Here is a 23231-nt window from a genome sequence, read left to right as displayed (position 1 = left end):
AACCAAAAGCCCGGCCTTCTGGCCGGGCTTTTTTGTTCAGGCGGCCATGTCTTTCACGGCAGTCAGCAACTGCGCCACCTCCTGCTCGGTATTGTAGTGGCACAGCGAAATGCGGATGCAATCCGACAGCCCCAGCGGCGTCAGCACATTGCCCGAGTAATGATCTGCCTTGCGAGTATGGGTGCGGATGCCCTGCTGGTTGAGTGTTTCGACGACTTGCTCGGATGGGACGCCATCCACCACAACCGACACCAGACCTTCGCGCGCCGCGTTGTCCGTTCCGGCCAGAATGCGAATGTGGTCCATATCACGTAGACCCGGCAGGTTGCCGACCCCGTTGATCATCGCGTTCGTCAGGTGGGTCTCATAGGCGTGGATTGCGCGGCCTGCCGCCTCGATCCGTTTGCGCGGCTCGGTTTCGTCGGACACCGCGCCACCCAGCCAGACGAAATAGTCGATCACATCAGACATTGTGGCGTAGGAACCGGCATCACGGGTGCCGAACTCCCACCCCGTCGCGGGCGCGTCGATCAGCATGTCATGGGGCAGCGCGCTCAGCTTGTCGGAAATCCACGCGATGCCGTAGCCATGGCGCGAGAACACTTTGTAAGGTGAGATCGCATAGCCATCGACATTATATGCGCCCAGATCCAACTGCCCGTGCGCCGCGTGCTGGATACCGTCAACGATGATCAGGCAGTCGGGCGAAACGGCCCTGATCGCAGCAGAGATCGCCGCGACATCCATCCCCATCCCCGTCACGGGCGAGGCATGCAGGATCGTAGCCACTGCCACATCTGGGGTCATCAGGTCGGTGTAGTCTTTGGCCGTGACCAGCCCGCTTGCATCGTCATGCTGGACGTTCACGTAGTCTAGCCCAGCGATCCCAGCCCAGCGACGCGCGGCACTGCGGGTGGCGGGGTGTTCGATCGAGGACCCGATCACCTTCGCTCCTTTCGGCGCAACCAAACAAGCAGTGCGGATCAGCCGGAACAGCAACTCGGTCCCGCTTTCCCCGGCAAAGAACTGACCGGTTGAGGCATTCATGAATACGCCCAGATCGGCCTTGGCCTTGTTGATCACATTCTGCGTGCCCTGCCCGGCCGGATTGATCCGCCCAGGATTGTCAGGGATCGCAGCATAAAACGCAGAGGTCTCAGCCACTTTTTTCAAAGTCAGCGCACCGCCTGCGTTTTCAAAGAAGATACGCTCTCCCTGAAACGGGCAACTCTCGACATGGGCGAAATGGTCGCGGATGGCCGCGATCAGATCGGGATTGTCTTTGATCATTTGGGGTTCCTGTCGCTGCTCATCGGTGGGCCCACTATGAACTAGCACACCAGACTTGTTTTAGCGGTTTATTCCACGACATTTTGCGCGGGGAAAGGGCCGCAATCAGTCTTGGATCAACTTAACAACAATGCTGATTGCCCGTGAGGCGCAATTTTGAACTGCATCTCTCGAAATCTGGAGCAGATCGCCTTATTTGGAACGTGACAACCACAAATCCAGCTAGGGGCGATTCCTTGGCCCCTATTCAATGAGTAGTCTTGATGAGCAAGAAAGTCCCTTCGCCCTGTATCGACGTCTGCAAATTCCGGCGCGAGGGTCATTGCATCGGCTGCTCGATGACCAAATCCCAGAAGAAGCTGTTCAAATCGATTAAACGAGCGGATCAGCAAGAGGCTTTTGTGCAGATGCTTGTCTGCCAGCAGGAAAAAATGGGCCGGTACACCCATTGGGGACCGGCCTATCTGAAAAAGCTAAAAAAGAAGAAGGCCAAGGTTGGTATTCCCCTGGCCAACTAACTTAGCGCAGCATGGCGCGCAGGAACCACGCAAATTTCTCGTGTGTCTGACCACGACCGATGCACAGATCCTCGGTCAAGGTGTCACCGTGCTCGGCCGCCAGTTCGCCTGCACCGGCCAGAGTGGCCGCCAGTGTTTCCTGAGCGTCCAGCATGAGCTTGATCATTTCTTTGTCGGTGGCCTGGCCGTCATGTTCTTCAACTTTCGAGCGCCTGAGCATCCCTGCCAGCGTGCCTTCGGCATGGGCATCCAACGCCTTTACACGTTCTGCCAGATCATCTTGTGCAACAAAGTGATCTTCGTAGATTTTCTGGAACAGTTCATGCAGCGGGCTAAAGGCCATGCCGGTTACATTCCAATGAAAATTCTGCGCCAACATGGTTGTTACGGCTGTTTCAGCAACTGACTGGTTCAACGCATCTGCGATGGCGGTGCGGGCGTCGGTGGTCAGATCAACGGCTGTTTGTGTCATGGAAGTCACCTTCTTTCCTGGGGTTCGAAATGTTTTTGTCGATCAAGAACAGGGATCTTACCCCTATCTAAAGGATCAGGCAGAGATTCCAAGACTTATTTAGAATAATTCTAAAAAGGTTAAAACTGGTCCGAGACAGCCCGAACCAGAAAAGCCAAGTTTCGTTGCCGCCAACGGGAAACGCGGGACTGGATCAGAAACCGGAAACTGTCATCATCCTCGCGCTCGATGGCATCGAACAACCGCGCCAGCCAGGCCTCATCAAAGGACAGTTCGGACGAACCCGGACGATGAAAGATGGGGCGTTTTTCAACCGCTTGACGGAAGCCACGCATCAAAGTTTCCGCATGCCGCATCTGTGCATCTGCAGGATCAGCCAACAGCAAGGCACAGGCCTGATCCAGATCGACCCGCGCAGCAGAACGGCAGCGCAGCGCAACCATTCGCAAGTGGTTGATGATCGCCAAGGGCCGATCCGCCATTTGCTGGGCTGGCGCAAGGTGCTGTTCTTCAACCGCATTGTAAACGACTGCGTGCATAGTTGCCTGAAACCTGTTCGTCTGCGTGAGTGAGTTGCAGATTTAAACCTGACAATAGTAATAAGGATTGCCGATCACAAGAGGTCCGACACTGACTTTTTGCCACATCTGCGTCAGAGTCGTCGCGTTTCCAATCAGATGAGATCGAACAAACGACCGGGAAGGCCGTGATGCCGTGGCAAATCCAATGCCCTGACAAGCGCAAACATCATCGCCTGGTTCGATGTGACCATTGGTTTGCCCAGTCGGTCTTCGATCCGCTCAACCGCCTCGACCGCGCGCATGTCGGTGCAGCTGAGCACGATGGCTTCTGCTTCGGGGTGATCTGCGCGACAAGCAAGATCATAGACTTCATCTGGCGTCAGCTCACCCTGACCATAGTTTCCCAACGCCCGCCCGATATCTGCAGAATGCACCGTCGTGATGTCATTCTGCGCCAGAAAATCTGCAGCCTGCGCGTTGATCTCACCCAAATAGGGTGAGGCGAACCCGACTTTGCCCACACCCAGTGCTTTGATCGCCTGCACCAGTGCCCCGGCTGCGGTGAAGGTGATAGCACCAGACGCGGCCTTGATATCGCGCACCAGTTGCGCGTCAAAAGATGGCCCATGGGTCAGCGTGGCCGAGGTGCAACCGTACAGAACCACATCAGGCCGAACGCCAGCGATCATTCTCATGTCATGGCTTATATCCGAGGCCCCCAGCCCCGCCATCTGATCAGAGCCGGGGATTTCGTCCACGTCATACCCCCCCATGCGCTGAAAATGCACTGTCGTATTCGGGCACCGCATCAGCATCATGTCAGCTTCCAGATTGGTGTTGGTGAAGGGCACCAAGACACCGATCTTTGCTCGTGTGCGGGTCTCGTGGGTCATGACGTTATCTTTCTGAGCACGGCCAAACAGCGATCCATTATCTCCTGCGGGCAGATCGTTGCCCGTAGACAATCGCCCAGCCCATAGCCGCCCATGCCCCGCATTAGCAAACCTTCGGCCAGTAGGGCGTGATCAACTTTCTGAGCGGTTTCGACATCTGCGAACCTGATCAGCACAAAATTCGTATGGCTGTGTGGCACAGCCAGGCCGAGCGCCCTGCACTCATTGGCAAAGCGATCCCGGATCGCAGCCGTTCGGTTCACCGTTTCCTGCATATGCGCCTGATCCCGCATCGCTGCCGCTGCCATGGTCTGAGAGGGAATCGATACGTTGTTCGGGTTCAGGACTTTCCGCACCTCAGATGCAATCTCTGGGGGAAAGAGCCCCCAACCCGCACGTGCACCCGCTAACCCATATGCTTTTGAGAACGTGCGCAAAACCACCGTATCACCACGTTTCGCCAAGGCGAAAATTTCAGCCGGGTTGTGGTCTGCATCCGCAAACTCTGCATAGGCCTGATCGATCACCAGCAGCACATCGTTTCGCAGGGCGTCGCGAAGACGGATGATTTCAGCATTCGGGATCAGAGTTCCTGTGGGATTGCCCGGGTTGCAAACAAAAACAATCCGCGTTTTGGGTGTGACAGCGGCCATGACATCATCGACCGAAACGGTCAGATCGACCTCACGTGCCTGCACATAATCCGCCTTCACCTGCGCCGTAGCAGACGCCACATAAGCATAGCCGTAGTCCGTGCCCAACACCTGATCCCCTGAATCAACATAAGCACTGATCAAGCAACTGATTAGTTCCATGGAACCTGCCCCACACAGGACCATTTCAGGGTCGAGGTCATGCACCTCGGCAATGGCTGCACGCAAATCAGACCAGTCCGGATCAGGATAAAGCGGCATCCGATCCATCGCCGCCTGCCCCGCTGCAACAGCCATTGGGCTGGGCGGAAAGGCGCTTTCATTCTGTGCCAGAGAAACGGTGCCTGCATTCCCAAGATCGGCCAAAGCGTAAGGAGCCATCGCACGGATATGATCGACCGCCCGGATCATGGCTTAACACCGTAGGCCTTGGCCCCTTCGGGTGTTATCAATCCGCGCTTTAGATCCAGCGCCAGCGCGTCCGGGTCCCGATCAGCCGGGTCTCCAAAGCCGCCGCCGCCGGGCGTGTCGAAGATCAGATAGTCTCCGCCTTCAACCCGTAGCTCGCCCTTGCCGGGGATGTCGCTGACCCCGTCCCGAAACCGGATACGCCCCGGCGCGCCGGGTTGGCCGCCCATCCGGCCCAAGGCGGGGAATTTCAGCCGCTCAACCGACAGGAACACGATGAACGGCGCACCATTGGACGAGGTCATCTCGATCCTCTGGCCCAGCCCGCCGCGATATTTGCCTGCACCGCCCGAATTCGGCAGCAATTCGCGTCGCCATATGATCACCGGGGCCACGCTTTCGGTGATTTCGACCTGAGAGCCAAAGACGCCTGACGGATAAGCCGTGGCCGATAAGCCGTCCGCGTGGGGTCTCGCGCCTGTACCTCCATTGTGCACGGGTTCAATGGCAAATTCGCGCCCGCCATTTGCCGCAACCTCGGGCGCGTGGCGCATGGGCAGGTCGAACATGCAGCTTGCACCCTCGGCCGGAACCTTATCGGGCAGCGCCTGATGCAGGCACCCCAATACCAGATCAGGCGTCACCTGCCCCAGCGTATGGCGCATCGCCACCGGCACCGGGCGCTGCGCATTGAGGATACAGCCCTTGGGACCATCAACCGTGAACGGTTCCAGCGACCCCGCATTGTTGGGAATATCCGGCCCGACGATGCAACGCAGGGCAAAGACCGTATAGGCCGTGGCATAGTTCAGCGGTACGTTGATGCCCTTTTTCGAACAGCCCGATGTGCCGGTGAAATCCACATGCATGCCGTCCTTGGTAACGGTCAGCGTGGCGTGTAGCTCTAGCTCATTCTCGTACCCGTCCATGCGCAGCACGTTCTTGTAGACGCCTTCGGGCACCTCGGCGATGGCCTCCAGCGCGCCTTTGCGCGAGGTGTCGATGATGTAATTGCCCAAACAGTCTAGATCGTCGATCCCGAACTCATCCATCATCGCCATCAGCCGGTTCACCCCAGCCTCACAACAGGCGATCAGGGCGTAGATGTCCCCCTCATTGGCAATCGGCTCGCGCGAATTGGCGCGGATGATGTCCATCAGCAGCGCATTTGGCGTGCCTTCTTCGACCAGTTTGCAAGGAGGGATCAGTAGGCCTTCGTCGTAAACATCCGATCCTTCTGGCCCCATGCCCAAGCCCCCCAAATCCACCAGATGAGAGGTGCAGGAGGTAAAGCCAACCACCCTGCCATCCTTGAACGCGGGCATCATCAGCAGGAAGTCGTTAAGGTGTCCCGAGGCCAGCCAGGGGTCATTGGTCATGTAGATGTCACCGGGCCTCATGTCTCGGATGGCAAAGCGCTGACACAGATGTAAAACCGCCTCGGCCATGGTGTTGATGTGGCCGGGTGTGCCGGTTACTGCCTGCGCCAGCATCCGGCCATTGACGTCGAAGATCCCGGCAGAGATATCGCCGCATTCTCTTACAATGGGGGAAAAGGCAGCGCGGATCAGGGTCTGTCCTTGTTCCTCGACGACGGCCAGCAGTCGGTTCCACATGACTTGCAGGCGAGCGGGAGAAAGCTCGGTTTTCATCATACGCCTCCTTTCTGATCTTGGATCAGCACTAGATTGCCAATTGCATCCATATGGGCTGAGAAATCTGCGGATACGAGCGTGGTGGTCTGAGGCTCATGGATCAACGCCGGGCCGGATACGTAGTCACCGGGTTCCAGATCGGCACGCGCGATGAATGCCGCGTCTTTTGTCGTGCCGTCCACATCGCAGGTGATCGGGCGTGTCTCGGTTGCGTTGAACATGGTGCGTTCGGGCGTATCGAGCACAGGTGCAACTGTGTTGTCCAACGACGCTACCCTAACGGCCCAGTTCAAGATCTCGATCTGCATCCCAGGTACGGGGCGCGAGAATTGCTTGCGGTACTCCTCCTCAAACGCGTTGGTCAGCGGGGCAATGTCTTCGAGCGTCACCGCACGGTCCGGCAGAGGAATTTCGATCTCATGACCTTGCCCGTGATAGCGCATGAATGCTGTGCGCCGGGTTTGAGTTTGCGCATCGCCCGCCCCTTTGGCCACGACTTCTTCCGCCTCGGAAATCATCGCATCAAACAAGGCGTTCACCCCATCCAGGTCCATGCTGTTCAGCAGCGAATAGTGTGAGCGCACAATCTCGAACGAGACCGGCGCGAACAGGAAGCCTACCGCCGATCCGACGCCCGGATTGGGTGGGATCACGATGCGAGACACGCCGGCAGAACGGGCGACGCGACCGGCGTGCAACGGGCCGTTCCCACCAAAGGCTATCATCGTGCGTGGGCCGAGGTCTTTCCCCGACTCGACCGCATGCATTCGCCCGGCGCTGGCCATGCTTTCATCGACAATGCGGCTAACCCCATCCGCGGAACCGACCGCATCCAAGTCCAATCGCTCCCCAATTGTACGGGCCAACGCTGCCTTGGCGCTAATCGCGTCTAACTGGATATGCCCTTCGGCAAAGGTATCCGGCACTATGTAACCCAATGTAATATCACTGTCGGTTACCGTCGGTTCCGTTCCACCACGCATAAAAGCCACCGGCCCGGGCTCTGACCCTGCAGATTGCGGCCCAACAGTCAGGCGGCCCAGACGATCCACCCCGGCAATCGAGCCGCCGCCCGCGCCAATCTCGATCATCTCGATCACCGGAATTCGCACCGGCATACCCGAGCCTTTGATGAAACGCGCGGCGCGCGCGATTTCGAAAGAACGTGAAGTCTGCGGCCGTGCATCGTCTATCAGGCACAGCTTGGCGGTCGTGCCGCCCATGTCAAAGGATAGAACTTGATCGAGTCCCGCTTGCGCGGCGATGCGTGCGGCCAGAATGGCCCCTCCTGCCGGGCCGGATTCGACCAGACGGATTGGAAAGCGGGCTGCGGTTTCGACCGTACACATGCCTCCGCCTGCCGTCATCATCAAGATCGGGCATGTCACACCTTCGGCTGCGAATTTCTTGGCGAACCGGGCCAGATAGCTTTGCATCAGGGGTTGGATGTAAGCGTTTGCGACCGTGGTGCAGAGCCGGTCGAACTCTCGGGCTTCGGGGCTAACATCGGATGAGATCGAGACGGTTAGGTCTGGGCGGCGCTCAGCCAGCAGATCCCGCAGGCGCCGTTCATGCGCCGGGTTGGCATAGGCGTGCATCAGGCAGATCGCCACCGCCCCGGCCCCACTTGCGTCCAGTTCGGCCAGCAAGTCATCGACCTGCGCCTCATCCAATGGGATCAGCACAGCGCCTTCGGCGGACATACGTTCGCGGATCACAAAAGACCGCTCTCGCGGGACAAGAAGATCAGGCTTTTCCAGATTGATATCGTATTGGGAATAGCGCCTCTCATACCCGATATCGAGGATATCACGGAACCCCTCGGTGCAGATCGTCGCCACCACGGCCCCGCGCCGTTCGATTAGCGCATTTGTTGCCAGCGTGGTGCCATGGATGAACCCCGTCACCTGCGGCAGAGATCGCCCGCTTGCGGCCATCACCCGCCGCGCGCCCTCCATCGCCCCATCTGCCGGGTTCTGATGGGTCGTCAGGGTTTTGGCCGAGGCCAGTATGGTCTCATCGCCTTCGACCAGAACCGTGTCGGTAAAGGTGCCGCCAATATCTATGGCCAGGCGCAGCGCATATGTCATGTTTCATCTCGTTTTGCATGTGACTTCGACCAATCAAATGCCCTGTGGGCTTCTATTGGCACATCACAACGAGATCACAGCCGGTTGCCCGGCGGTCCAATGGGTTGGTTAACAAAACACTGCGCATATCTATTTGTTGCGCTGGACAACCGTCAGAACTAGCGCGTTTGCGACATATCAGACCCGGAGCGACATTCCCAACGGGGTATCCTCCCCTTACCTTGCTGCTGTTGTCCAACTCCCCGTGCTGAGGCTGTTCGGCGAATATTCGGTCAATTCCGCACGAAACGGCAACGCGTCATGTATCCGAATGCCGCTGACCAACTCAAACCGCCAGCCACCTTGTGCACCATCAAACCCCGCGATATCTGGATGCTGTTCCTGAAGAACGTCTACCTTTCCTGTCAGCATCAGCACATCGCCGGTTTGATAGTCAGGAAATAGTAAACCTGCACGCGGCGTGACCAGAAAGTTGCCCAGCGTGTTGAAGAAGTTGTTTCCTTGAAAGTCCGGCACCAGAAGGCTGTTGCCTTGCACCTTCACAAACCCCGACCGCCCACCGCGATGCGAAACGTCAACGCTGCGCCCCGTATCGGTGTCTGCATAGCTTGTGACATAGAATGCGTTGGCTGAAGCGACCATGTCACGCGCGGCAGTGTCCAGTTCATTGAACCGCTCGATTTTCGAGTGCTTCGCTTCGCTGCCTGGCTCTCGGATGAAGTCAACGACATGCGTTTGAATGTATTTCGGACAGTTCCCGAAAGACTGGGTCACATCCAACAGTATGTCGGTTTCTGATACTTCGCCAATTGTTGCATTCAGACGATTTCGTCGCCGCGTAGATAGTTCGAGCCCCAGCAAACCCAGTGGCGTGTTGTGTACCAGAGCGTCAGCCAATGGATCGTTGGGATGAGGCCTGGCCTGTACCCTCAACTGTCTTTCATTTGGTGAGGACAAAAATCCAGGCTTGCCGGCCAGGATCGATGCCCAGGGCCAGCCATCCTGATCGACACTGCCCAGAAAAACAAAGGGCAACTGTGCAAAGAATTCACGATGCTGGTCCGGCATGAACGGGCGGATCACCGTCCGACCTATCTTCTCCATTCTGTCTTGTTTTCCGATGCGGCGCTGCATTTCGCGCTCGCCGCGGTGAAACGGAGAATGCTCGGTTTGAAGGGGCGCGTTCATGGCGGACCTCGCGGTGTCTTTTGGGTTCAGATGCTGCTTTAGGCGGCGTTTAGCCCGGCTGCGGTTTTGGGCATTGGTACAAACCCTTCCAAAGCTTCGATATTGGCTAGCAGGCGCCGCACATTCGGGTAGGGTTCCAACGAAACATCGCCTTCGGGAGCATGGGCGGTGTAGCTGTAGATGGCCACATCAGCGATTGTGGGCCGATCACCGACAAGCCAATTACGCCCGTCCAGATGTGCATCGAGCTTGCCCAAAACTTTGGCTGCCGTTGCATGGGTAAACGCCTTGTCCAAAGGTGCGTTGAACACATTGATCAACCGGGCGGCTGCGGGGCCAAAGGCGATCTCGCCTGCGGCAAGGGTCAGGAATTTCTGAACCTCAGCCTCAAGCACCGGATCATTGGGCAGATAGTCTGGGGCGTATTTGCGGGCAAGGTAAACAAGGATTGCGTTGCTGTCGCACACGACAACATCGCCGTCCTCTAAAACCGGCACTTGCCCTGCAGGGTTCAAGGCCAGAAATGCGTCCTGTTTATGCGCCCCGCCCGCCAAATCCACATTGACAACGTCATGAGGGATATCGGCGAGACTGGCGAACAAAACTGCCCTGTGGGCATGGCCAGACAGTGGAAAGCTGTGAATGCGGAGAGGATGTGTCATAAGATGGCTCCTTCTTTTCGATTGCATTGGCGCTAGAGATAACTTGCTGACAGTTAGGCGATAATATACACACTTATTGAATGACTATGAACGTGGCGTAGATAATGGACACCATCGCAGGAATGCGGGTTTTTGTGGCTGTCGCAAGCCACGCATCGTTTACAGACGGTGCCCGACAGATCGGCATCAGCACGAAACTGGCCAGCAAATACATAGGGCAACTTGAGCAGCGTCTGAATGCTCAGCTTCTTCATCGCACCACCCGCAGCGTCACCCTGACCGAGACTGGCAAGGCCTATTTCGAACGCTGCCTACCGCTATTGGAACAATTCGATGAGTTGGAAGGGCTGGTTCAGCAGCGGCAGACCGAATTGGCTGGGCGCATCCGCATAACGGCCCCAACCGGTTATGGATCGGCCGAGTTGGTCCACCTGCTCAAACCCTTTCAGGATGAACATCCCGGCGTTCTGATCGAACTGCATTTGTCTGATCACCATGTGTCCTTGGTGGATGAAGGGTTCGATCTGGCCATTCGCTTTGGAGTTCTGAAAGACTCCTCGCTGGTCGCGCGCAAGTTGACCGATATGCGTATCGTTTGCTGTGCTGCGCCGGACTACCTGGATCGCATGGGCCCTCTCGAAACACCAGAAGATCTGTCACAGCACAATTGCCTGCTACAAACGACGGGCAATGTGATCGACAGTTGGGATTTCGAAACCTCGGATGGAAAGCTCTTTGTGCCAGTCTCGGGCAATTTCCGCGCCAATTCGCCCCGCGCGGTTGCCAACATGGCCGCTGATGGGTTGGGAATCGGGCGGGTGCCTTTGTACACTGCTAAGCCGTTCTTGGCGGACGGACAGCTCAAATTGATCTTGGAATCTTATGAAACCCGAGTGCTAGGCCTGTACGCAACCTACCCGCCGAACCGGCACCTGACCGCCAGAATTCGCGCTTTGATCGACTATTTGGTGACCGCTCTGGCGCGTTCATAGCGGTTTCGCATCGGACTATACTGGCGGCACATCTGTCAAAATAATTGTTTGAAGCTTGGTATTGAAATTTACCTACCTAATAGTAGATATATGATAAGAGACTGATATACTATTCTACCTTTCCCGAGAAGGAACCTCTTATGGAACTGAACTCTGATTTCTCCGCCCGCGTCGTTGTCCACTCGGATCAGTTAGACTGGTTGCCCTCGCCAATGAAGGGCGTTGACCGTCGGATGCTGGACCGGATCGGAGGCGAAGTGGCCCGTGCCACCACCATTGTGCGTTATGCACCGGGCAGTTCGTTCTCGGCCCACACCCATACCGGAGGCGAAGAATTCATCGTACTGGACGGGGTATTTCAAGACGAACACGGCGATTTCCCTGAAGGTACCTATGTGCGCAATCCACCAACCTCGTCTCACACACCCGGTTCAGAGCCGGGATGTACGATCTTTGTCAAACTCTGGCAGTTTGACATGGAGGATCGAACGCAGTTTCGCAAAACCATGGCGGAGGAGCTTAGCGCACCAGTGAAGGGCGTTGCGACAGCGCTACTGTACGAAGATCCCCGCGAACGCGTCACCTATAGCCATCTTGATCCGGGTGCGGAACTGACCTCGGATGCAGCTGGTGGGCATGAGCTGTTGGTCATAGGTGGCCAGATCACTGCGGGCGGGGATACTCTGGCTAAAAACGCATGGCTTCGGTTGCCTGACGGCGAAAACCTGACAGCTGTAGCGGGCCCTGATGGCGCAAAGGTCTGGATAAAGACCGGCCATCTGCCCTATGCCAAAGCGCCTACGGCTTGATCGCGCCGTGCACATGAGCTCTCGACCCAGACAACGGACGCAGACCCTGATCATCGGGGGCGGTCTTTCGGGCCTGAGCCTTGCGGCAGAGCTGGCGCGACAAGGGCATGACTTTGTTCTGGTTGAAGCTCGGGATCGCCTAGGCGGTCGTATTCTGACCCGGCATCATGGCGATACCGGCTATGATCTGGGTCCTGCCTGGTTCTGGCCCGGTCAGCCAAGGATTGCAGATTTGATCGGCCAGCTTGGTCTATCCTGGTTCGAACAGCATTATGCAGGCGAGCTGACCTATGAGGACGAACAAGGCCGCGTGTCGCGGGGCCTTGGGTTTTCATCCATGCGGGGATCACTGCGATTGGACGGCGGTTTTGGTGCGCTGATCGACGCTTTGGCGGCAAGCGTCCACCCGGACAGGGTTCACCTGTCGATGCCAATACAACAGATCGCGCGGGGCGAAGATAGCGTGATTGCAACAGCTGCCGACGGCCGGACCGTTCACGCTGACCGGGTTGTGCTCGCCCTGCCCCCGCGGGTTGCTGCGCAGTTGTCTTTTGTGCCCGCGTTGCCTGACAAAGCGCTGAGTTCGATGCTAGCGGTTCCCACTTGGATGGCGGGTCAGGCCAAGGCCGTTGCAATATACGCATCACCCTTCTGGCGCGACGCCGGACTGTCCGGCGACGCGATGAGCCGTCGGGGACCGATGGTTGAAATCCACGATGCCTCGCCCGCCCAAGACGGGCGCTATGCGCTATTCGGTTTTGTCGGATTGCCGCCGCAGGCGCGCAAAGACCAAATTCATCTGCGTCAGTTGGTCTTGGATCAACTCGTGCGGCTATTCGGGCCAGAGGCTGCACAGCCGCTGGACCTGTTTGTCAAAGACTGGGCCGATGACCCGTTCACGGCAACATTGGAAGATCAGCAACCGCTATTCAGTCACCCAACCAATGGCCTGCCCTCACCCCTGAAGGGTCTTTGGGACCAGGCGCTGATTTTCGCTGGGACCGAGGTTGCCCCCCAGTTCGGTGGATACGTTGAAGGTGCATTGGAAGCCGCGGAGCAGGCCGCAAGGCTTATCATCTACCAAAAGGTTGAGTTGTCATGATGACCGATACGAAGATAGCCCTTCTGAACGTCGCCGAGCAGGCAGCGCGCACCCGTGGGTTTGACGGGTTCAGCTATGCAGATCTGGCCGATGCGGTCGGCATTCGCAAAGCATCGATCCACTATCATTTTCCGACCAAGGCAGCACTATCTGCCGCGTTGATGGATCGATACCATGACGCGCTGAAGGCCGATTGTGATCGGATCGATGCCGCCTGGCCAACTGCGGGCCAGCGTCTGCTAGCGCTGATCGATATCTACCGGGATGCGCTAGGCGGTGGCAAAACGTTGTGTCTGTGCGTGGCCTTGATCGGCAGCCGCGAAAGCTTGTCGGATGAGGTGATCCAAAAGATATCTGAGTTCCGAGCTATGATGGTGAACTGGCTGATCCGAGTGTTCGAACTGGCGGCGCAGGATGGGTCCATTTCATCTTTGGGTGCCGCCCCAGCCGAGGCCCGCGCGGCCCTTGCCCTGTTGGAAGGGGCACATTTGACCGCACGGGCCGAGGAAAACACCTCGAGCTTCAATCAGGCTGTTGAATTGCTTGAGGCGCGGTGTTGAGTGCGGTTAACAGCTGAGGATCAGAACGTCGCGCGGGCCTGCATCGCGTTGACCCCATCATGGCGGCGGGCCCAAAGGTTCAAACCATCTTCACTCGCCCTGCCTTGAAGTTGAAATGGCGCCACCCCTGTGATGGGAGACAGGCCTTTGAATGCGAATGTTTTCAGCGGTTTGTTGACGCTCCGACTGGCCAGATCGGCCAACAATGTCGCTGTCAACGGGCCGTGAAAAACCAGCCCACTGTACCCTTCGACGGTGCGGGCATAGTCCACGTCGTAGTGGATGCGGTGGCCATTGAAAGTCAGGGCCGAATAGCGGAACAGCATGACCTCGGACGGCGTAACCATTTCCGAAACCTCTGCGTCGGCAGGCGCGATAGGTTGCGCGGGTTTTGATGCGTTGGGCTTTGGGTCTTCGCGATAAACGATGTCATGTTCTTCGGTCAGGGCAAGCGTGCCATCTTCGGCCAGAACCTCATGCACCACCGTGACAAAGCAAAGCTCCCCGCTGCGCCCGCTTTTTTCAGTGATGGCTTTGATGGTCGAGCGTTTCTTGATACGCGCCCCCAGCGGCAAGGGTGTATGAAACGTAAATCGACCCCCTGCCCACATGCGCCGAGGCAATGCAACAGGCGGCAAAAAACCGCCCTTCTTCGGGTGCCCGTCCCGCCCCAACTGATCCAGAGGTTTGGCATCGAGAAAGTAGAGCCAATGCCACAGCGGGGGGAGCGGATCGCCAATGCCCAAGCCGGGCTCTTGCCCCAGCGTGGCCTGCATGAACCGCGCTGGTTCGGGGCGCAGGATGTCACCGTGGCTTTCGCTGCGCCCGATCCAATTGTCGAAAGTATTTGGCATACTACGCCCGAAGTTTACGCCACTTACGATCCGTGGCAGTTCGGGGCAGCCTAGGATTGCTCAGTGCCAACGACAAGCCGAACCGCGCGAAGATTTGGATCAATCAACAATAGAAATTGGCTGGCCCAGCGTGTCAGCATCGGGCGTGATACCCAAACCGGGCCCCTCGGGCGGAGTGATGCGGCCATTCTGACGCACGGGGCAATCCGGAGCCAAGCGAGGTCCGACATAGTGGCTTAGGTCGCAAGTATTCATGATGCCTCGCGCGGGTGTCGATGCCGCCAGATGCAGCACGGCCGCCGTTGTGATGTCACTACCCCAAGTGTCCTCGATACACATCTGGGTGCCCAGCGTCAGACACAGGTCGCGGATTTGCCGCATCGCGGACAGGCCACCCATCTTGGACAGTTTCAACGCCGCGGCTTGCATGCAGCCCAGTTGGTGCGCCTCAAGCACCGAGGTGATGTCATGAGCGTTTTCGTCGATTTTCATCGGCAGGCCTGTTGCGCGCTGGACATGGGCGCATTCCTGCAGGGTGGCGCAGGGCTGTTCCAGCATCACGTCCAGATGGGATGCGGCCCGCCCGACCCGGATCGCCGTCAGCGCATCGCTACCGCAGTTCCAATCGCCGTACACCAAGGGACCTGTCCCAACGGCTTCGCGCACCCTGGCCAGACGTTCCACATCCGCTTGCCAGTCGTCGTCCGCGCCTAGCTTCACTTGAAACTGGCGCATGCCGTTGTCGTAAGCGTCGCGTGCCATTCGGGCCATTTCACCCGGCGCGACGCAGGTGATCGAGTGATAGAGCGGCATGTCCTTGACCTGTCGCCCGCCCAACAGACAGTACAGTGGTAGGTTCGCCACCTGTGCTGTCAAATCCCACAAGGCCATATCGATGGCCGATTTGGCATAGCCATGGCCATACAGGTAGGCGTTCGCGCGCTCCATCAACGCCTCGGGGCCAACCGGGTCGGCTCCGATCAGAACCGGGGCCAGTTCCATGACGGCAGGCACTACGCCCTTGGCATAAGCAGGCAGATAATGGGGAATGGGGCAGACCTCACCCCACCCTTGTAGTCCGGTATCGGTGTCGATCCGCAACACCACCGAGGTGGTGGTGTCGCAGGTTTTTCCGTCTGCCATGTAGTAGGTCTCATGGCTGGTCAGGGGGACTTCCCACAGCGCGATGCGCGTGATCTTCACGTCAGGCTTCCTCTACTCGCTCAAGCTGTGGGGCGTCAGTGCGCGGCAGCAGGCTAGCCGGGTCATAAGCGGGCTCACCCAGAATACGCCCTTTGCGCGGCTTGCCCGCTATGATGACTTCGATCTCGGTGCCGGGCAGATGCGCGTGCGGTTTGATATAGGCAAAGGCCAGGATTTTACCGACCGTGTGACCATAAGCGACCGAGGCTGTGGTGCCCACGATTTCACCATTCACAACAACGGCTTCGCCGCCATGCCCGTCCTCGACCCCGTCCGGTTCGATCTCCAGATAGGCACAGATCCACAGCATTTCGCCCGTCTCGGCCTGTTTCGCACTGACACGGGTGGCCTCGACGCCCAGATAGTCTTTGTCCAGCTTCATGAAGCGGCCCACATTGGCCTCGGGCAGCGTGACCTCGTTGGTCAATTCACCTGCACCGGGGAAAGCTTTCTCCATCCGCATCGCGTTCATAGCGAAAGAACCATAGTTTACGATGTCATATGGCGCACCCGCGGCCCAAAGTGCGGTGTAGACGTCAACACAAGCCGCGTCAGGCATGTGTAGCTCCCAACCCAGCTCACCTGCATAGGACATCCGGAACGCCCAGACCTTATGGCCCGCAACGGTGATTTCCTGCGCCGACAGCCAGCGGAACCCTGCATTGGACAGGTCCGCATCAGTGCATTGCGCCAGAACATCGCGTGATTTCGGACCGTTCAGCGACAGGGCCGACCATTCGGCAGACAGCGCCGTGATGGTTACATCCTCATCGGCGCGGTTGTGGTTCAAATGGTCCAGCAGGCGCTGCTCGAAGAAGGCGGCGCAGACCAGATAGAAGCGATCATCCGCCATGCGCACCAGCGTGGTCTCCAACTCAACCCTACCCCGGCGGTTCAGCATATGGGTCAGCGTGATCGAGCCGGTTTTCTGCGGCATCTTGTTGGCGGTCAGACGGTCCAGCAGAGCATAAGCGTCCGGGCCAGACACTTCGACCTTGGTGAAGGCGGTGACGTCCATAATGCCAACGCCTTGGCGCACGGCTTTCACCTCGGCCCCGACCACATCATGCACCACGTTGCGGCGGAAGCTGTAATGATCGCGCTGCTCGACGCCCTCCGGCGCAAACCAGCGGGGGCGCTCAAACCCATAAACCTCTTCGTAGACAGCGCCTTTGTCTTTGAGGATTTCATAGAGCGGCGACGGCTTGATCGGGCGACCTTCCAGTCGGTTGAAATGGGGGAAGGGAATCTCGTGGCGCAGCTTGTAATCCTCATGCGCTTTGATGACCTGCCAGTCCTTTTGGGCATAGCTGCCAAAGCGGCGTGGGTCGTAGTCGCGCATCGAAATGTCAGCCGCTCCGTAGACCATCCACTTGGCGAGTTCGCGGGTCAGGCCGGGGCCCCAGCCGATCCCGATCTGAGTGCCGCAGCAGCACCAGTAGTTCTTGACGCCCGGAGCAGGCCCAACCATCGGGTTGCCATCCGGCGGGTGGCTGATCGCGCCGTGGACCTCACGGGTGATGCCCAGTTCCGCAAAGATCGGCATGCGTTCCAGAGAATTCTCCAGCCATGGCATGACACGGTCATAGTCGGCCTCGAACAGCCAGTTCTCGTAGTCCCACGGGCATTCGTCATGCCAGACCGAGTTCGAATTCTCTTTCTCGTAAATCCCGATCAGGCCCTTTTTCTGCTCCATCCGGATATAGCCCGAGACCATCTTGTCATCTCGGATCACGGGCAGTTCAGTGTCCAGATCCTGAAACTCGGGCACATTCTCAGTGACGAAGTAGTGGTGGGTCATCGAGGTCATCGGCAGTTGCAAGCCCGACCATTCACCCATCTGGCGCGCGTAGGTGCCACCGGCATTGACCACATGCTCGCAAATGATTGTGCCCTTTTCGGTTTCAACCACCCATTCGCCCGCATCGTTCTGGGTGATGTTGGTGGCGCGGCAATGGCGAAAGATCTTCACGCCCTTCTGACGCGCACCGGTGGCCATCGCCATGGTCACGTTCGACGGATCCACATGGCCATCATCCGGGGTGTAAAGCGCGCCCAGAACGCCATCCAGATTATAAAAAGGGTGCTTTTCTGCGATGAACTCGGGACCGACCAGCTCGATATTGAAACCCAGCGAACGGCCGACGGACAGGGTGTGGCGCAGCCAGTCCATCTCATCCTCGCTATAGGCCAGCCGGAACGAGCCGCAGCCATGCCAGGTGACTGCTTGCCCGGTCTCTTCCTCAAGCGTCTTGGAATACAGGCCAATATTGTAGTCGACCATCCGCCCCAGCCCATGGGAACTGGTGGAATGGGTGATCTGTCCGGCCGCGTGCCATGTTGATCCGCTGGTCAGTTCGGCCTTTTCCAGCAGGATCGTGTCTTCGCCCCAGCCTTCATGCCCCAGATGATAGGCCAGGCCGCAACCCATGACGCCGCCGCCAACAATGACGACCTTCGCACGCTGCGGCAGTTCTTTTTTGGACATCACAAAATTCCTGTTCGAGAGTCGCAGATTTCTGTGGATTTGATATTCAAACAAATGTACCACGGTCAATGATAAATGATACAAATGATTGCGGCACAGGTTTTTGAGACCGAACTGTCTGCTTATCGCTAAGGCTTTGTTACGAGGTCAGGGAATGAATAAACCGCTCACCCATTCGCTGGAGGCCAGCTATTACATCGATCCAGCCGTCTTCCAGAATGAGATGAACGGGCTATTGTCTCGTACCTGGCAATTTGCAGGGCATGCGGCAGACATCCCGAATGTGGGCGACTATTTTGCCTTTCAGATCGCCGGGCAGAACCTGTTTGCCATTCGTGGCCGGGATGAGGTGATCCGCACGTTCTACAACGTCTGTCAGCATCGCGCACATGAGATGGTGACTGGTACAGGCAACACTCGCGTGGTCGTTTGCCCCTACCATCAATGGACCTATGAACTAACCGGCGGGCTGCGTGCAGGGCCGAATATCAAGAAGGTTCCCGGATTTGATCGTGAGAAAATCTGCCTAACTGAGGTTCGGACCGAAATTTTCCTGGGCTTTATCTTTGTCAATTTGGACACAAACGCCGCGCCAATGGATGATTGGTATCCCGGTGTGCGGGAAGAGATTGCCGCGTTTGTTCCCCAGATTGATGAGTTGGCACCGTTGGAGTGGGTTGAAATCCCCGAGAACTGTAATTGGAAGGTCTCGGTCGAGAACTACTCGGAATGCTACCACTGCCCGACCAACCACCCGACATTTGCAGAAGGCGTAGTGAAACCCGAAACCTACGATATTCAGCCCGATGTGGGTGGTGGTTATGTTTTGCGCCACACGACCGAGTGTCAGAGCCTAGAAAAGATGACTTATCCCATCGACATGTCAGTGCCACATGCGGGCGACTACCAGTCATGGTTCCTGTGGCCGATGTTCTCGTTCCAGTGTTATCCGGGCAATGTATTGAACACCTATCACTGGCGCGCTGAATCCGTTGATACCTGTACGGTCTGGCGCGGCTGGTACACGGAGGGCGGGCATGAAAGCGATGTGATCCGCGGGCTGGCGGTTCAGGATCGCGAGACAACCGTGGCCGAAGATATCCGCCTGGTCGAATCCGTGTATCGCGGTCTGAAATCCAAGGGATATGTTCCCGGGCCTCTGGTTCTAGACCCCGATGGCGGGGTGATGAGCGAGCATTCAATCGCTCGGCTACAGCAATGGATGCGCGACGCGGTCGATTGATCTATGTGAAAATCTAGAATTGTGATCTGGTTGCGAGCATAAGGTCGCGCCATCATCAAAGTATTGAAACAGGAGAGTAATGATGGATGAAGATCTGTTCAAAAAGGGGTTAGAGCAGCGTAAAGCGACGCTGGGGGCGGAATATGTCGAAAAGAACCTGGCCGCCGCCGATGATTTTACCCGCCCTTTTCAAGAGGCAATGACCGCCTGGTGCTGGGGTTTCGGTTGGGGTGACGACACCATTGATGCCAAGACCCGATCGATGATGAACTTGTCTATGATCGGCGCGCTGGGAAAGATGCACGAGTGGGAAATTCACTGCAAAGGCGCTTTGAATAATGGTGTCACCAAAGAAGAGATTCAGTCCATCATCCACGTGATTGGCATCTATTGCGGCGTGCCGCAATCGCTGGAGTGTTTCCGCGTTGCCCGCAAGGTGCTAGAGGAGCGCGGCCTTCTCTGACCTGCCGCCAGTTCAGTTCAGATTGCGCGGCAACTCTTCAGACCAATGTTGTTCATGGACAGATTCGGTGCCTTCAAAAGCGCGCAAGGTTGCGGTGATCTGCCAGTTCTTCGGCGTGGCGGTCATGCAAACTTCGGTTTCGGTTCGGATCGACCAATCGCCGCGTGACATCTGGTAGACCCAACGCGTCTTGCCTTCTGCACCAGCTGGGTTTTGAGCGGAAGCGCTAAAGATTTCGCGGCCTTGCACCTCGATCTCAAGGCCATTTTGCACGATCCTGTAGCGGCCTGTCTCATGTCTTGTGTCGACGGTCACAATATCGCGGACCACATCATGGGTGATGCTTCGGCCGCCTTCACCTTCCGCCAACATCACTGTTTCAAGCGGTGCGGCTTGCTCGGGCCCAGGATAGGCGTGAAGCGTTTCATCTAGCGGACTTGGTTGCCGGTCTGGCAACGTCAAACAACAACGATCCAGATTGAGCGTCAGGGTCGCGGCTTCGGGTGTGGGCCAGATCAATGGGAAATAGCTGGTGGAAAGCGCAACACGGATGCGATTGCCGACGCCGAACCGGTGGGCGATGGCGCGTAATGGAACCTCGATCTCATAGTTCTGTCCTGGCACCAAAACCTCAGGCGTTTCGTGGCTATTGCGGTGGGTCAGGTTCAAAACGGCATAGGTCACGCGAGATGATGACCCGCTGGGTAAAACTTCGTTCAAGCGCACGGCGATTTGTGCAACGGGCTTGTCAGATGAAAAGGCCAGTCGCAGCACCGGTTGGCCGACAATGTCGAATGAATCCGATAGCGGTGCGCTGTCAAAGCAGGCCGACAGCGCATCGTCGCGCCGCTGATCGCCGGGCAAATCCCCATCGCTGGCAAAGGCGCACCAAAACCCAGCATAGCCACCCGACATGACAGGTGAGTTCACCGATACTGTTCCCGATCCGGGGGCACCGGTCGCCAAGGTACCTTCGGCGCTTGGGTACCAGTCAGATGATCCTATGGTGGGTGATGGCCAGTTGCTTTCTCCCACCCAATGCCCGTCGCGATGGGTCATCGCCTCCTTCGGCTCGGCGCTGTGCTGCATATAAAGGCGCAGCATTGGCTCATCCATGATGCCGGTGTCATGCCCTTTCAGCCAATGATCCCACCAACGCAGAACTTCTTGCAGGAACCCCATCTGAGGACCGGGCAAGCCGGCATTTGGCATCAGATGTGCCCAAGGCCCGATCAGCCCTTTGCGCGGTCCCTGCAGATGTTCCATCATGCGAAACACCGCCGGATAATACCCGTCCGCCCAGCCTGAGACTGCAAAGACCGGGATTTTGATGCGCGAGAAATCCTCACACACCGATCCGTGTTTCCAGAACGCATCGCGGGTTTGGTGCTGCATCCAGGTTTTCAGCCAAAGCCCCGAGCCACGCAGGCGGTCCAACCACATTTCGCGCCAGCGTTCACCCACATTTGCCGGGTCTGGCGGCATGGTGTTCTTGCCAAACATGATCGAGGACCACGTCAATTGCTCGCCCAGCACGCAGCCCCCAGAGTAGTGGATATCATCGGCATAGCGATCATCGGTTGAACACAGGGTCAGGACGGCCTTCAACGCAGGCGGTTGCAGAGCCGCGATCTGCAACCCATTGAACCCGGACCACGATTTCCCGGTGATCCCTACCTTGCCATCGCACCAGTCTTGTTCAGCGATCCAGGCGATCACTTCGCACCCGTCTTGCAGCTCCTGAGGGGTGTATTCATCGGTCAGAATGCCTTCGGAATCGCCGCTGCCGCGCAAATCGACACGAACAACCGCATAGCCGTGCCCCGCGAGATAGGGGTAAAGCGTCACATCCCGTTCGGCCATGATGTCATTCTTGCGATAGGGCTGAAACTCGAAGATCGCAGGCACCGGCTGTGACGGGGCATTTTTGGGCATCCAGATGCGCGCACCCAGTCGGCAGCCATCCGACATTGGAATCTCGACGTGATAGATTTCTTCAACAGAATTGGGGAATTGCGAGACAATCTTCATGTGTGAACCAGCCTATCCGAGGATGACAGAGGCAGCATAGCCGCGGTTGATTCATTACAATCCGATATACGTTGGCATGTCATCCCAAAACCTGTGCCGGGTTCTGGCCAAACGCCTTCGTAGTGCTGTCAGCCGAGCGCTTTTGTCGTTTGTCGTTGTATCAGGCGGACATCTGTTCGGGTTTCGGCCTCGGGCATCTCGTCCTTTTGCAGCCAACATAAGATCGTATCTGCCACTTGTCGCCCAAAGGCCTCGACGCCGCAGTGAACCGAGGATAACGCGGGCCAACACTCTGAGGCCTCGCGAATATCGTCGAACCCGATGATCTGAAAGGAATTTCCGATCTCAACGCGGGCCTCGTGGCAGGCGTTGATCATTCCGAAGGCCACCAAATCGTTGAAACACAGTGCCGCATCGCAATCGGGGTGGTCCCTGAACAGATCAATCGCTGCCGAATGCCCAAACGCACGACTAGTTTTGCCCGTCATGACAATCGGGTCCAAACCGTTTTCCTGTATAACCTCAAGATAGCCCGAGATCCGTTCCTGCGTGACTTGCCTGCCTTCCAGCCCGCCAACAAAGGCAATCTTACGCGCGCCGGTCTCCAGCAAATGACGGGTCGCAACCCGTCCGCCCGCGCGGTAATCGGGGGCGATGAATGGGTACCTACCGTTATCACCTTCCACCTGACGCAGGACTTGCATCATCGGGATGCCGGCACGCTCGACCGCCTTAAGGGTTTTCGAGACATCCCCGTAAGCAGGCGACAGGATCAGGGCCGAGACCCCGTGTTCCAACATGGCCGTGACCACCTGATCCTGAATCGCGGGGTCTTCATTGGTGTTTGCGACCACCACCGCATAGCCGCGCGACCCCAATGCCATTTGCAGCGAGGTGGCGAATTCGGTGAAAAACGGGTTGGTCAGATCGTTGATCACCAACCCGATCAGGGCGTTCCCGGTTGACCTCAGATTGGCTGCGGATCGGTTATAAACATAACCGATCTCTTTCATCGCTGCGTGAACCAGCGTTCGGGTTTCCGCTTTGACCTGCGCGCTGCCCTGCAACACAAGGCTGACCGTGGATTTCGACACCCCCGCCTTGTTGGCGACATCTATGATCGTCGGTCTGCGCAT

21 protein-coding genes are annotated in these 23231 nt (G+C 57.5%); 7 read left to right on the top strand and 14 right to left on the bottom strand.

Annotated elements, in window-relative coordinates:
* Window positions 1–36 precede the first annotated feature (36 nt).
* Window positions 37–1290 carry an aminotransferase class V-fold PLP-dependent enzyme gene (locus ACR0JE_RS10460; protein ID WP_480864117.1) on the bottom strand — a complete coding sequence of 418 codons (1254 nt, stop codon included), beginning with the start codon at window positions 1288–1290 and terminating at the stop codon, window positions 37–39.
* A gap of 263 nt (window positions 1291–1553) precedes the next feature.
* On the opposite strand from ACR0JE_RS10460, the gene ACR0JE_RS10455 reads away from it, so the two are divergent.
* A complete protein-coding gene (locus tag ACR0JE_RS10455) occupies window positions 1554–1808 on the top strand; it encodes a DUF1289 domain-containing protein (RefSeq protein ID WP_480549494.1) in 255 nt (84 codons plus the stop codon).
* A gap of 1 nt (window position 1809) precedes the next feature.
* Here ACR0JE_RS10455 and ACR0JE_RS10450 read toward each other — a convergent pair whose 3' ends face one another.
* The 8 genes from ACR0JE_RS10450 to ACR0JE_RS10415 form a co-directional block, all read right to left on the bottom strand.
* Window positions 1810–2280, bottom strand: coding sequence for a Dps family protein (locus tag ACR0JE_RS10450; RefSeq protein ID WP_480864116.1), 471 nt, complete (start codon window positions 2278–2280; stop codon window positions 1810–1812).
* Between the two features lie 119 nt (window positions 2281–2399).
* The gene (locus ACR0JE_RS10445; RefSeq protein WP_480549498.1) at window positions 2400–2819 is read right to left on the bottom strand and encodes a hypothetical protein; all 420 of its coding nucleotides are present in this window, start codon (window positions 2817–2819) and stop codon (window positions 2400–2402) included.
* A gap of 134 nt (window positions 2820–2953) precedes the next feature.
* On the bottom strand, window positions 2954–3694 hold the full coding sequence (locus ACR0JE_RS10440; RefSeq protein WP_480864115.1) for a maleate cis-trans isomerase family protein: 741 nt from the start codon (window positions 3692–3694) through the stop codon (window positions 2954–2956).
* Window positions 3691–4758 carry a pyridoxal phosphate-dependent aminotransferase gene (locus tag ACR0JE_RS10435; RefSeq protein ID WP_480864114.1) on the bottom strand — a complete coding sequence of 356 codons (1068 nt, stop codon included), beginning with the start codon at window positions 4756–4758 and terminating at the stop codon, window positions 3691–3693. The genes ACR0JE_RS10440 and ACR0JE_RS10435 overlap by 4 nt, the downstream gene beginning before the upstream one ends.
* Complete coding sequence (locus ACR0JE_RS10430; RefSeq protein ID WP_480864113.1) at window positions 4755–6407, bottom strand: hydantoinase B/oxoprolinase family protein; 1653 nt, start codon at window positions 6405–6407, stop codon at window positions 4755–4757. The genes ACR0JE_RS10435 and ACR0JE_RS10430 overlap by 4 nt, the downstream gene beginning before the upstream one ends.
* A complete protein-coding gene (locus ACR0JE_RS10425; RefSeq protein ID WP_480864112.1) occupies window positions 6407–8500 on the bottom strand; it encodes a hydantoinase/oxoprolinase family protein in 2094 nt (697 codons plus the stop codon). Before ACR0JE_RS10425 ends, ACR0JE_RS10430 begins: the two co-directional genes overlap by 1 nt.
* Window positions 8501–8716: 216 nt before the next feature.
* On the bottom strand, window positions 8717–9688 hold the full coding sequence (locus tag ACR0JE_RS10420) for a pyridoxamine 5'-phosphate oxidase family protein (RefSeq protein WP_480864111.1): 972 nt from the start codon (window positions 9686–9688) through the stop codon (window positions 8717–8719).
* A 38-nt stretch (window positions 9689–9726) separates the two neighbouring features.
* A complete protein-coding gene (locus ACR0JE_RS10415; RefSeq protein ID WP_480864110.1) occupies window positions 9727–10350 on the bottom strand; it encodes a glutathione S-transferase family protein in 624 nt (207 codons plus the stop codon).
* Window positions 10351–10454: 104 nt separating this feature from the next.
* Here ACR0JE_RS10415 and ACR0JE_RS10410 point away from each other — a divergent pair, with 104 nt between their 5' ends.
* From ACR0JE_RS10410 to ACR0JE_RS10395, 4 genes are all read left to right on the top strand, one after another.
* The gene (locus tag ACR0JE_RS10410; protein WP_480864109.1) at window positions 10455–11342 is read left to right on the top strand and encodes a LysR family transcriptional regulator; all 888 of its coding nucleotides are present in this window, start codon (window positions 10455–10457) and stop codon (window positions 11340–11342) included.
* A 140-nt stretch (window positions 11343–11482) separates the two neighbouring features.
* Window positions 11483–12151: a cupin domain-containing protein gene (locus ACR0JE_RS10405; RefSeq protein ID WP_480864108.1), complete on the top strand. Its 669-nt coding sequence runs from the start codon at window positions 11483–11485 to the stop codon at window positions 12149–12151.
* Window positions 12152–12164: 13 nt separating this feature from the next.
* Window positions 12165–13253, top strand: coding sequence for a flavin monoamine oxidase family protein (locus ACR0JE_RS10400; RefSeq protein WP_480864107.1), 1089 nt, complete (start codon window positions 12165–12167; stop codon window positions 13251–13253).
* Window positions 13253–13813, top strand: coding sequence for a TetR/AcrR family transcriptional regulator (locus tag ACR0JE_RS10395; RefSeq protein WP_480544737.1), 561 nt, complete (start codon window positions 13253–13255; stop codon window positions 13811–13813). The genes ACR0JE_RS10400 and ACR0JE_RS10395 overlap by 1 nt, the downstream gene beginning before the upstream one ends.
* Window positions 13814–13833: 20 nt before the next feature.
* On the opposite strand, the gene ACR0JE_RS10390 is transcribed toward ACR0JE_RS10395, so the two are convergent.
* The 3 genes from ACR0JE_RS10390 to ACR0JE_RS10380 all read right to left on the bottom strand — a co-directional run bounded on the left by ACR0JE_RS10390 (window position 13834) and on the right by ACR0JE_RS10380 (window position 18358).
* A complete protein-coding gene (locus ACR0JE_RS10390) occupies window positions 13834–14667 on the bottom strand; it encodes an HTD2 family dehydratase (RefSeq protein WP_480864106.1) in 834 nt (277 codons plus the stop codon).
* Window positions 14668–14766: 99 nt separating this feature from the next.
* Complete coding sequence (locus ACR0JE_RS10385; RefSeq protein ID WP_480864105.1) at window positions 14767–15870, bottom strand: mandelate racemase/muconate lactonizing enzyme family protein; 1104 nt, start codon at window positions 15868–15870, stop codon at window positions 14767–14769.
* Between the two features lies 1 nt (window position 15871).
* Window positions 15872–18358 (bottom strand): FAD-dependent oxidoreductase, encoded by a 2487-nt coding sequence (locus tag ACR0JE_RS10380; protein ID WP_480864104.1) that lies wholly within the window; start codon window positions 18356–18358, stop codon window positions 15872–15874.
* Between the two features lie 154 nt (window positions 18359–18512).
* On the opposite strand from ACR0JE_RS10380, the gene ACR0JE_RS10375 reads away from it, so the two are divergent.
* Both ACR0JE_RS10375 and ACR0JE_RS10370 read left to right on the top strand, forming a co-directional pair.
* On the top strand, window positions 18513–19601 hold the full coding sequence (locus tag ACR0JE_RS10375) for an aromatic ring-hydroxylating oxygenase subunit alpha (protein ID WP_480864103.1): 1089 nt from the start codon (window positions 18513–18515) through the stop codon (window positions 19599–19601).
* Between the two features lie 79 nt (window positions 19602–19680).
* Window positions 19681–20064: a carboxymuconolactone decarboxylase family protein gene (locus ACR0JE_RS10370; RefSeq protein WP_480544732.1), complete on the top strand. Its 384-nt coding sequence runs from the start codon at window positions 19681–19683 to the stop codon at window positions 20062–20064.
* A 12-nt stretch (window positions 20065–20076) separates the two neighbouring features.
* Here the strand turns inward: ACR0JE_RS10370 and ACR0JE_RS10365 are convergent, their stop codons facing one another.
* Together ACR0JE_RS10365 and ACR0JE_RS10360 are read right to left on the bottom strand one after the other, a co-directional pair.
* Window positions 20077–22095: a CocE/NonD family hydrolase gene (locus ACR0JE_RS10365; RefSeq protein ID WP_480864102.1), complete on the bottom strand. Its 2019-nt coding sequence runs from the start codon at window positions 22093–22095 to the stop codon at window positions 20077–20079.
* Between the two features lie 128 nt (window positions 22096–22223).
* Window positions 22224–23231, bottom strand: coding sequence for a LacI family DNA-binding transcriptional regulator (locus ACR0JE_RS10360; protein WP_480864101.1), 1008 nt, complete (start codon window positions 23229–23231; stop codon window positions 22224–22226).

Source organism: Ruegeria sp. H3, from assembly GCF_056533095.1.
This window is presented reverse-complemented; position numbering and strand designations above follow the sequence as displayed.

What these genes read in the sequence shown, in the direction of transcription:
- ACR0JE_RS10460 (WP_480864117.1), bottom strand. Translation starts at nt 1,290, where the DNA reads ATGATCAAAGACAATCCCGATCTGATCGCGGCCATCCGCGACCATTTC.
- ACR0JE_RS10455 (WP_480549494.1), top strand. Translation starts at nt 1,554, where the DNA reads ATGAGCAAGAAAGTCCCTTCGCCCTGTATCGACGTCTGCAAATTCCGG.
- ACR0JE_RS10450 (WP_480864116.1), bottom strand. Translation starts at nt 2,280, where the DNA reads ATGACACAAACAGCCGTTGATCTGACCACCGACGCCCGCACCGCCATC.
- ACR0JE_RS10445 (WP_480549498.1), bottom strand. Translation starts at nt 2,819, where the DNA reads ATGCACGCAGTCGTTTACAATGCGGTTGAAGAACAGCACCTTGCGCCA.
- ACR0JE_RS10440 (WP_480864115.1), bottom strand. Translation starts at nt 3,694, where the DNA reads ATGACCCACGAGACCCGCACACGAGCAAAGATCGGTGTCTTGGTGCCC.
- ACR0JE_RS10435 (WP_480864114.1), bottom strand. Translation starts at nt 4,758, where the DNA reads ATGATCCGGGCGGTCGATCATATCCGTGCGATGGCTCCTTACGCTTTG.
- ACR0JE_RS10430 (WP_480864113.1), bottom strand. Translation starts at nt 6,407, where the DNA reads ATGAAAACCGAGCTTTCTCCCGCTCGCCTGCAAGTCATGTGGAACCGA.
- ACR0JE_RS10425 (WP_480864112.1), bottom strand. Translation starts at nt 8,500, where the DNA reads ATGACATATGCGCTGCGCCTGGCCATAGATATTGGCGGCACCTTTACC.
- ACR0JE_RS10420 (WP_480864111.1), bottom strand. Translation starts at nt 9,688, where the DNA reads ATGAACGCGCCCCTTCAAACCGAGCATTCTCCGTTTCACCGCGGCGAG.
- ACR0JE_RS10415 (WP_480864110.1), bottom strand. Translation starts at nt 10,350, where the DNA reads ATGACACATCCTCTCCGCATTCACAGCTTTCCACTGTCTGGCCATGCC.
- ACR0JE_RS10410 (WP_480864109.1), top strand. Translation starts at nt 10,455, where the DNA reads ATGGACACCATCGCAGGAATGCGGGTTTTTGTGGCTGTCGCAAGCCAC.
- ACR0JE_RS10405 (WP_480864108.1), top strand. Translation starts at nt 11,483, where the DNA reads ATGGAACTGAACTCTGATTTCTCCGCCCGCGTCGTTGTCCACTCGGAT.
- ACR0JE_RS10400 (WP_480864107.1), top strand. Translation starts at nt 12,165, where the DNA reads ATGAGCTCTCGACCCAGACAACGGACGCAGACCCTGATCATCGGGGGC.
- ACR0JE_RS10395 (WP_480544737.1), top strand. Translation starts at nt 13,253, where the DNA reads ATGACCGATACGAAGATAGCCCTTCTGAACGTCGCCGAGCAGGCAGCG.
- ACR0JE_RS10390 (WP_480864106.1), bottom strand. Translation starts at nt 14,667, where the DNA reads ATGCCAAATACTTTCGACAATTGGATCGGGCGCAGCGAAAGCCACGGT.
- ACR0JE_RS10380 (WP_480864104.1), bottom strand. Translation starts at nt 18,358, where the DNA reads ATGTCCAAAAAAGAACTGCCGCAGCGTGCGAAGGTCGTCATTGTTGGC.
- ACR0JE_RS10375 (WP_480864103.1), top strand. Translation starts at nt 18,513, where the DNA reads ATGAATAAACCGCTCACCCATTCGCTGGAGGCCAGCTATTACATCGAT.
- ACR0JE_RS10370 (WP_480544732.1), top strand. Translation starts at nt 19,681, where the DNA reads ATGATGGATGAAGATCTGTTCAAAAAGGGGTTAGAGCAGCGTAAAGCG.
- ACR0JE_RS10365 (WP_480864102.1), bottom strand. Translation starts at nt 22,095, where the DNA reads ATGAAGATTGTCTCGCAATTCCCCAATTCTGTTGAAGAAATCTATCAC.
- ACR0JE_RS10360 (WP_480864101.1), bottom strand. Translation starts at nt 23,231, where the DNA reads ATGCGCAGACCGACGATCATAGATGTCGCCAACAAGGCGGGGGTGTCG.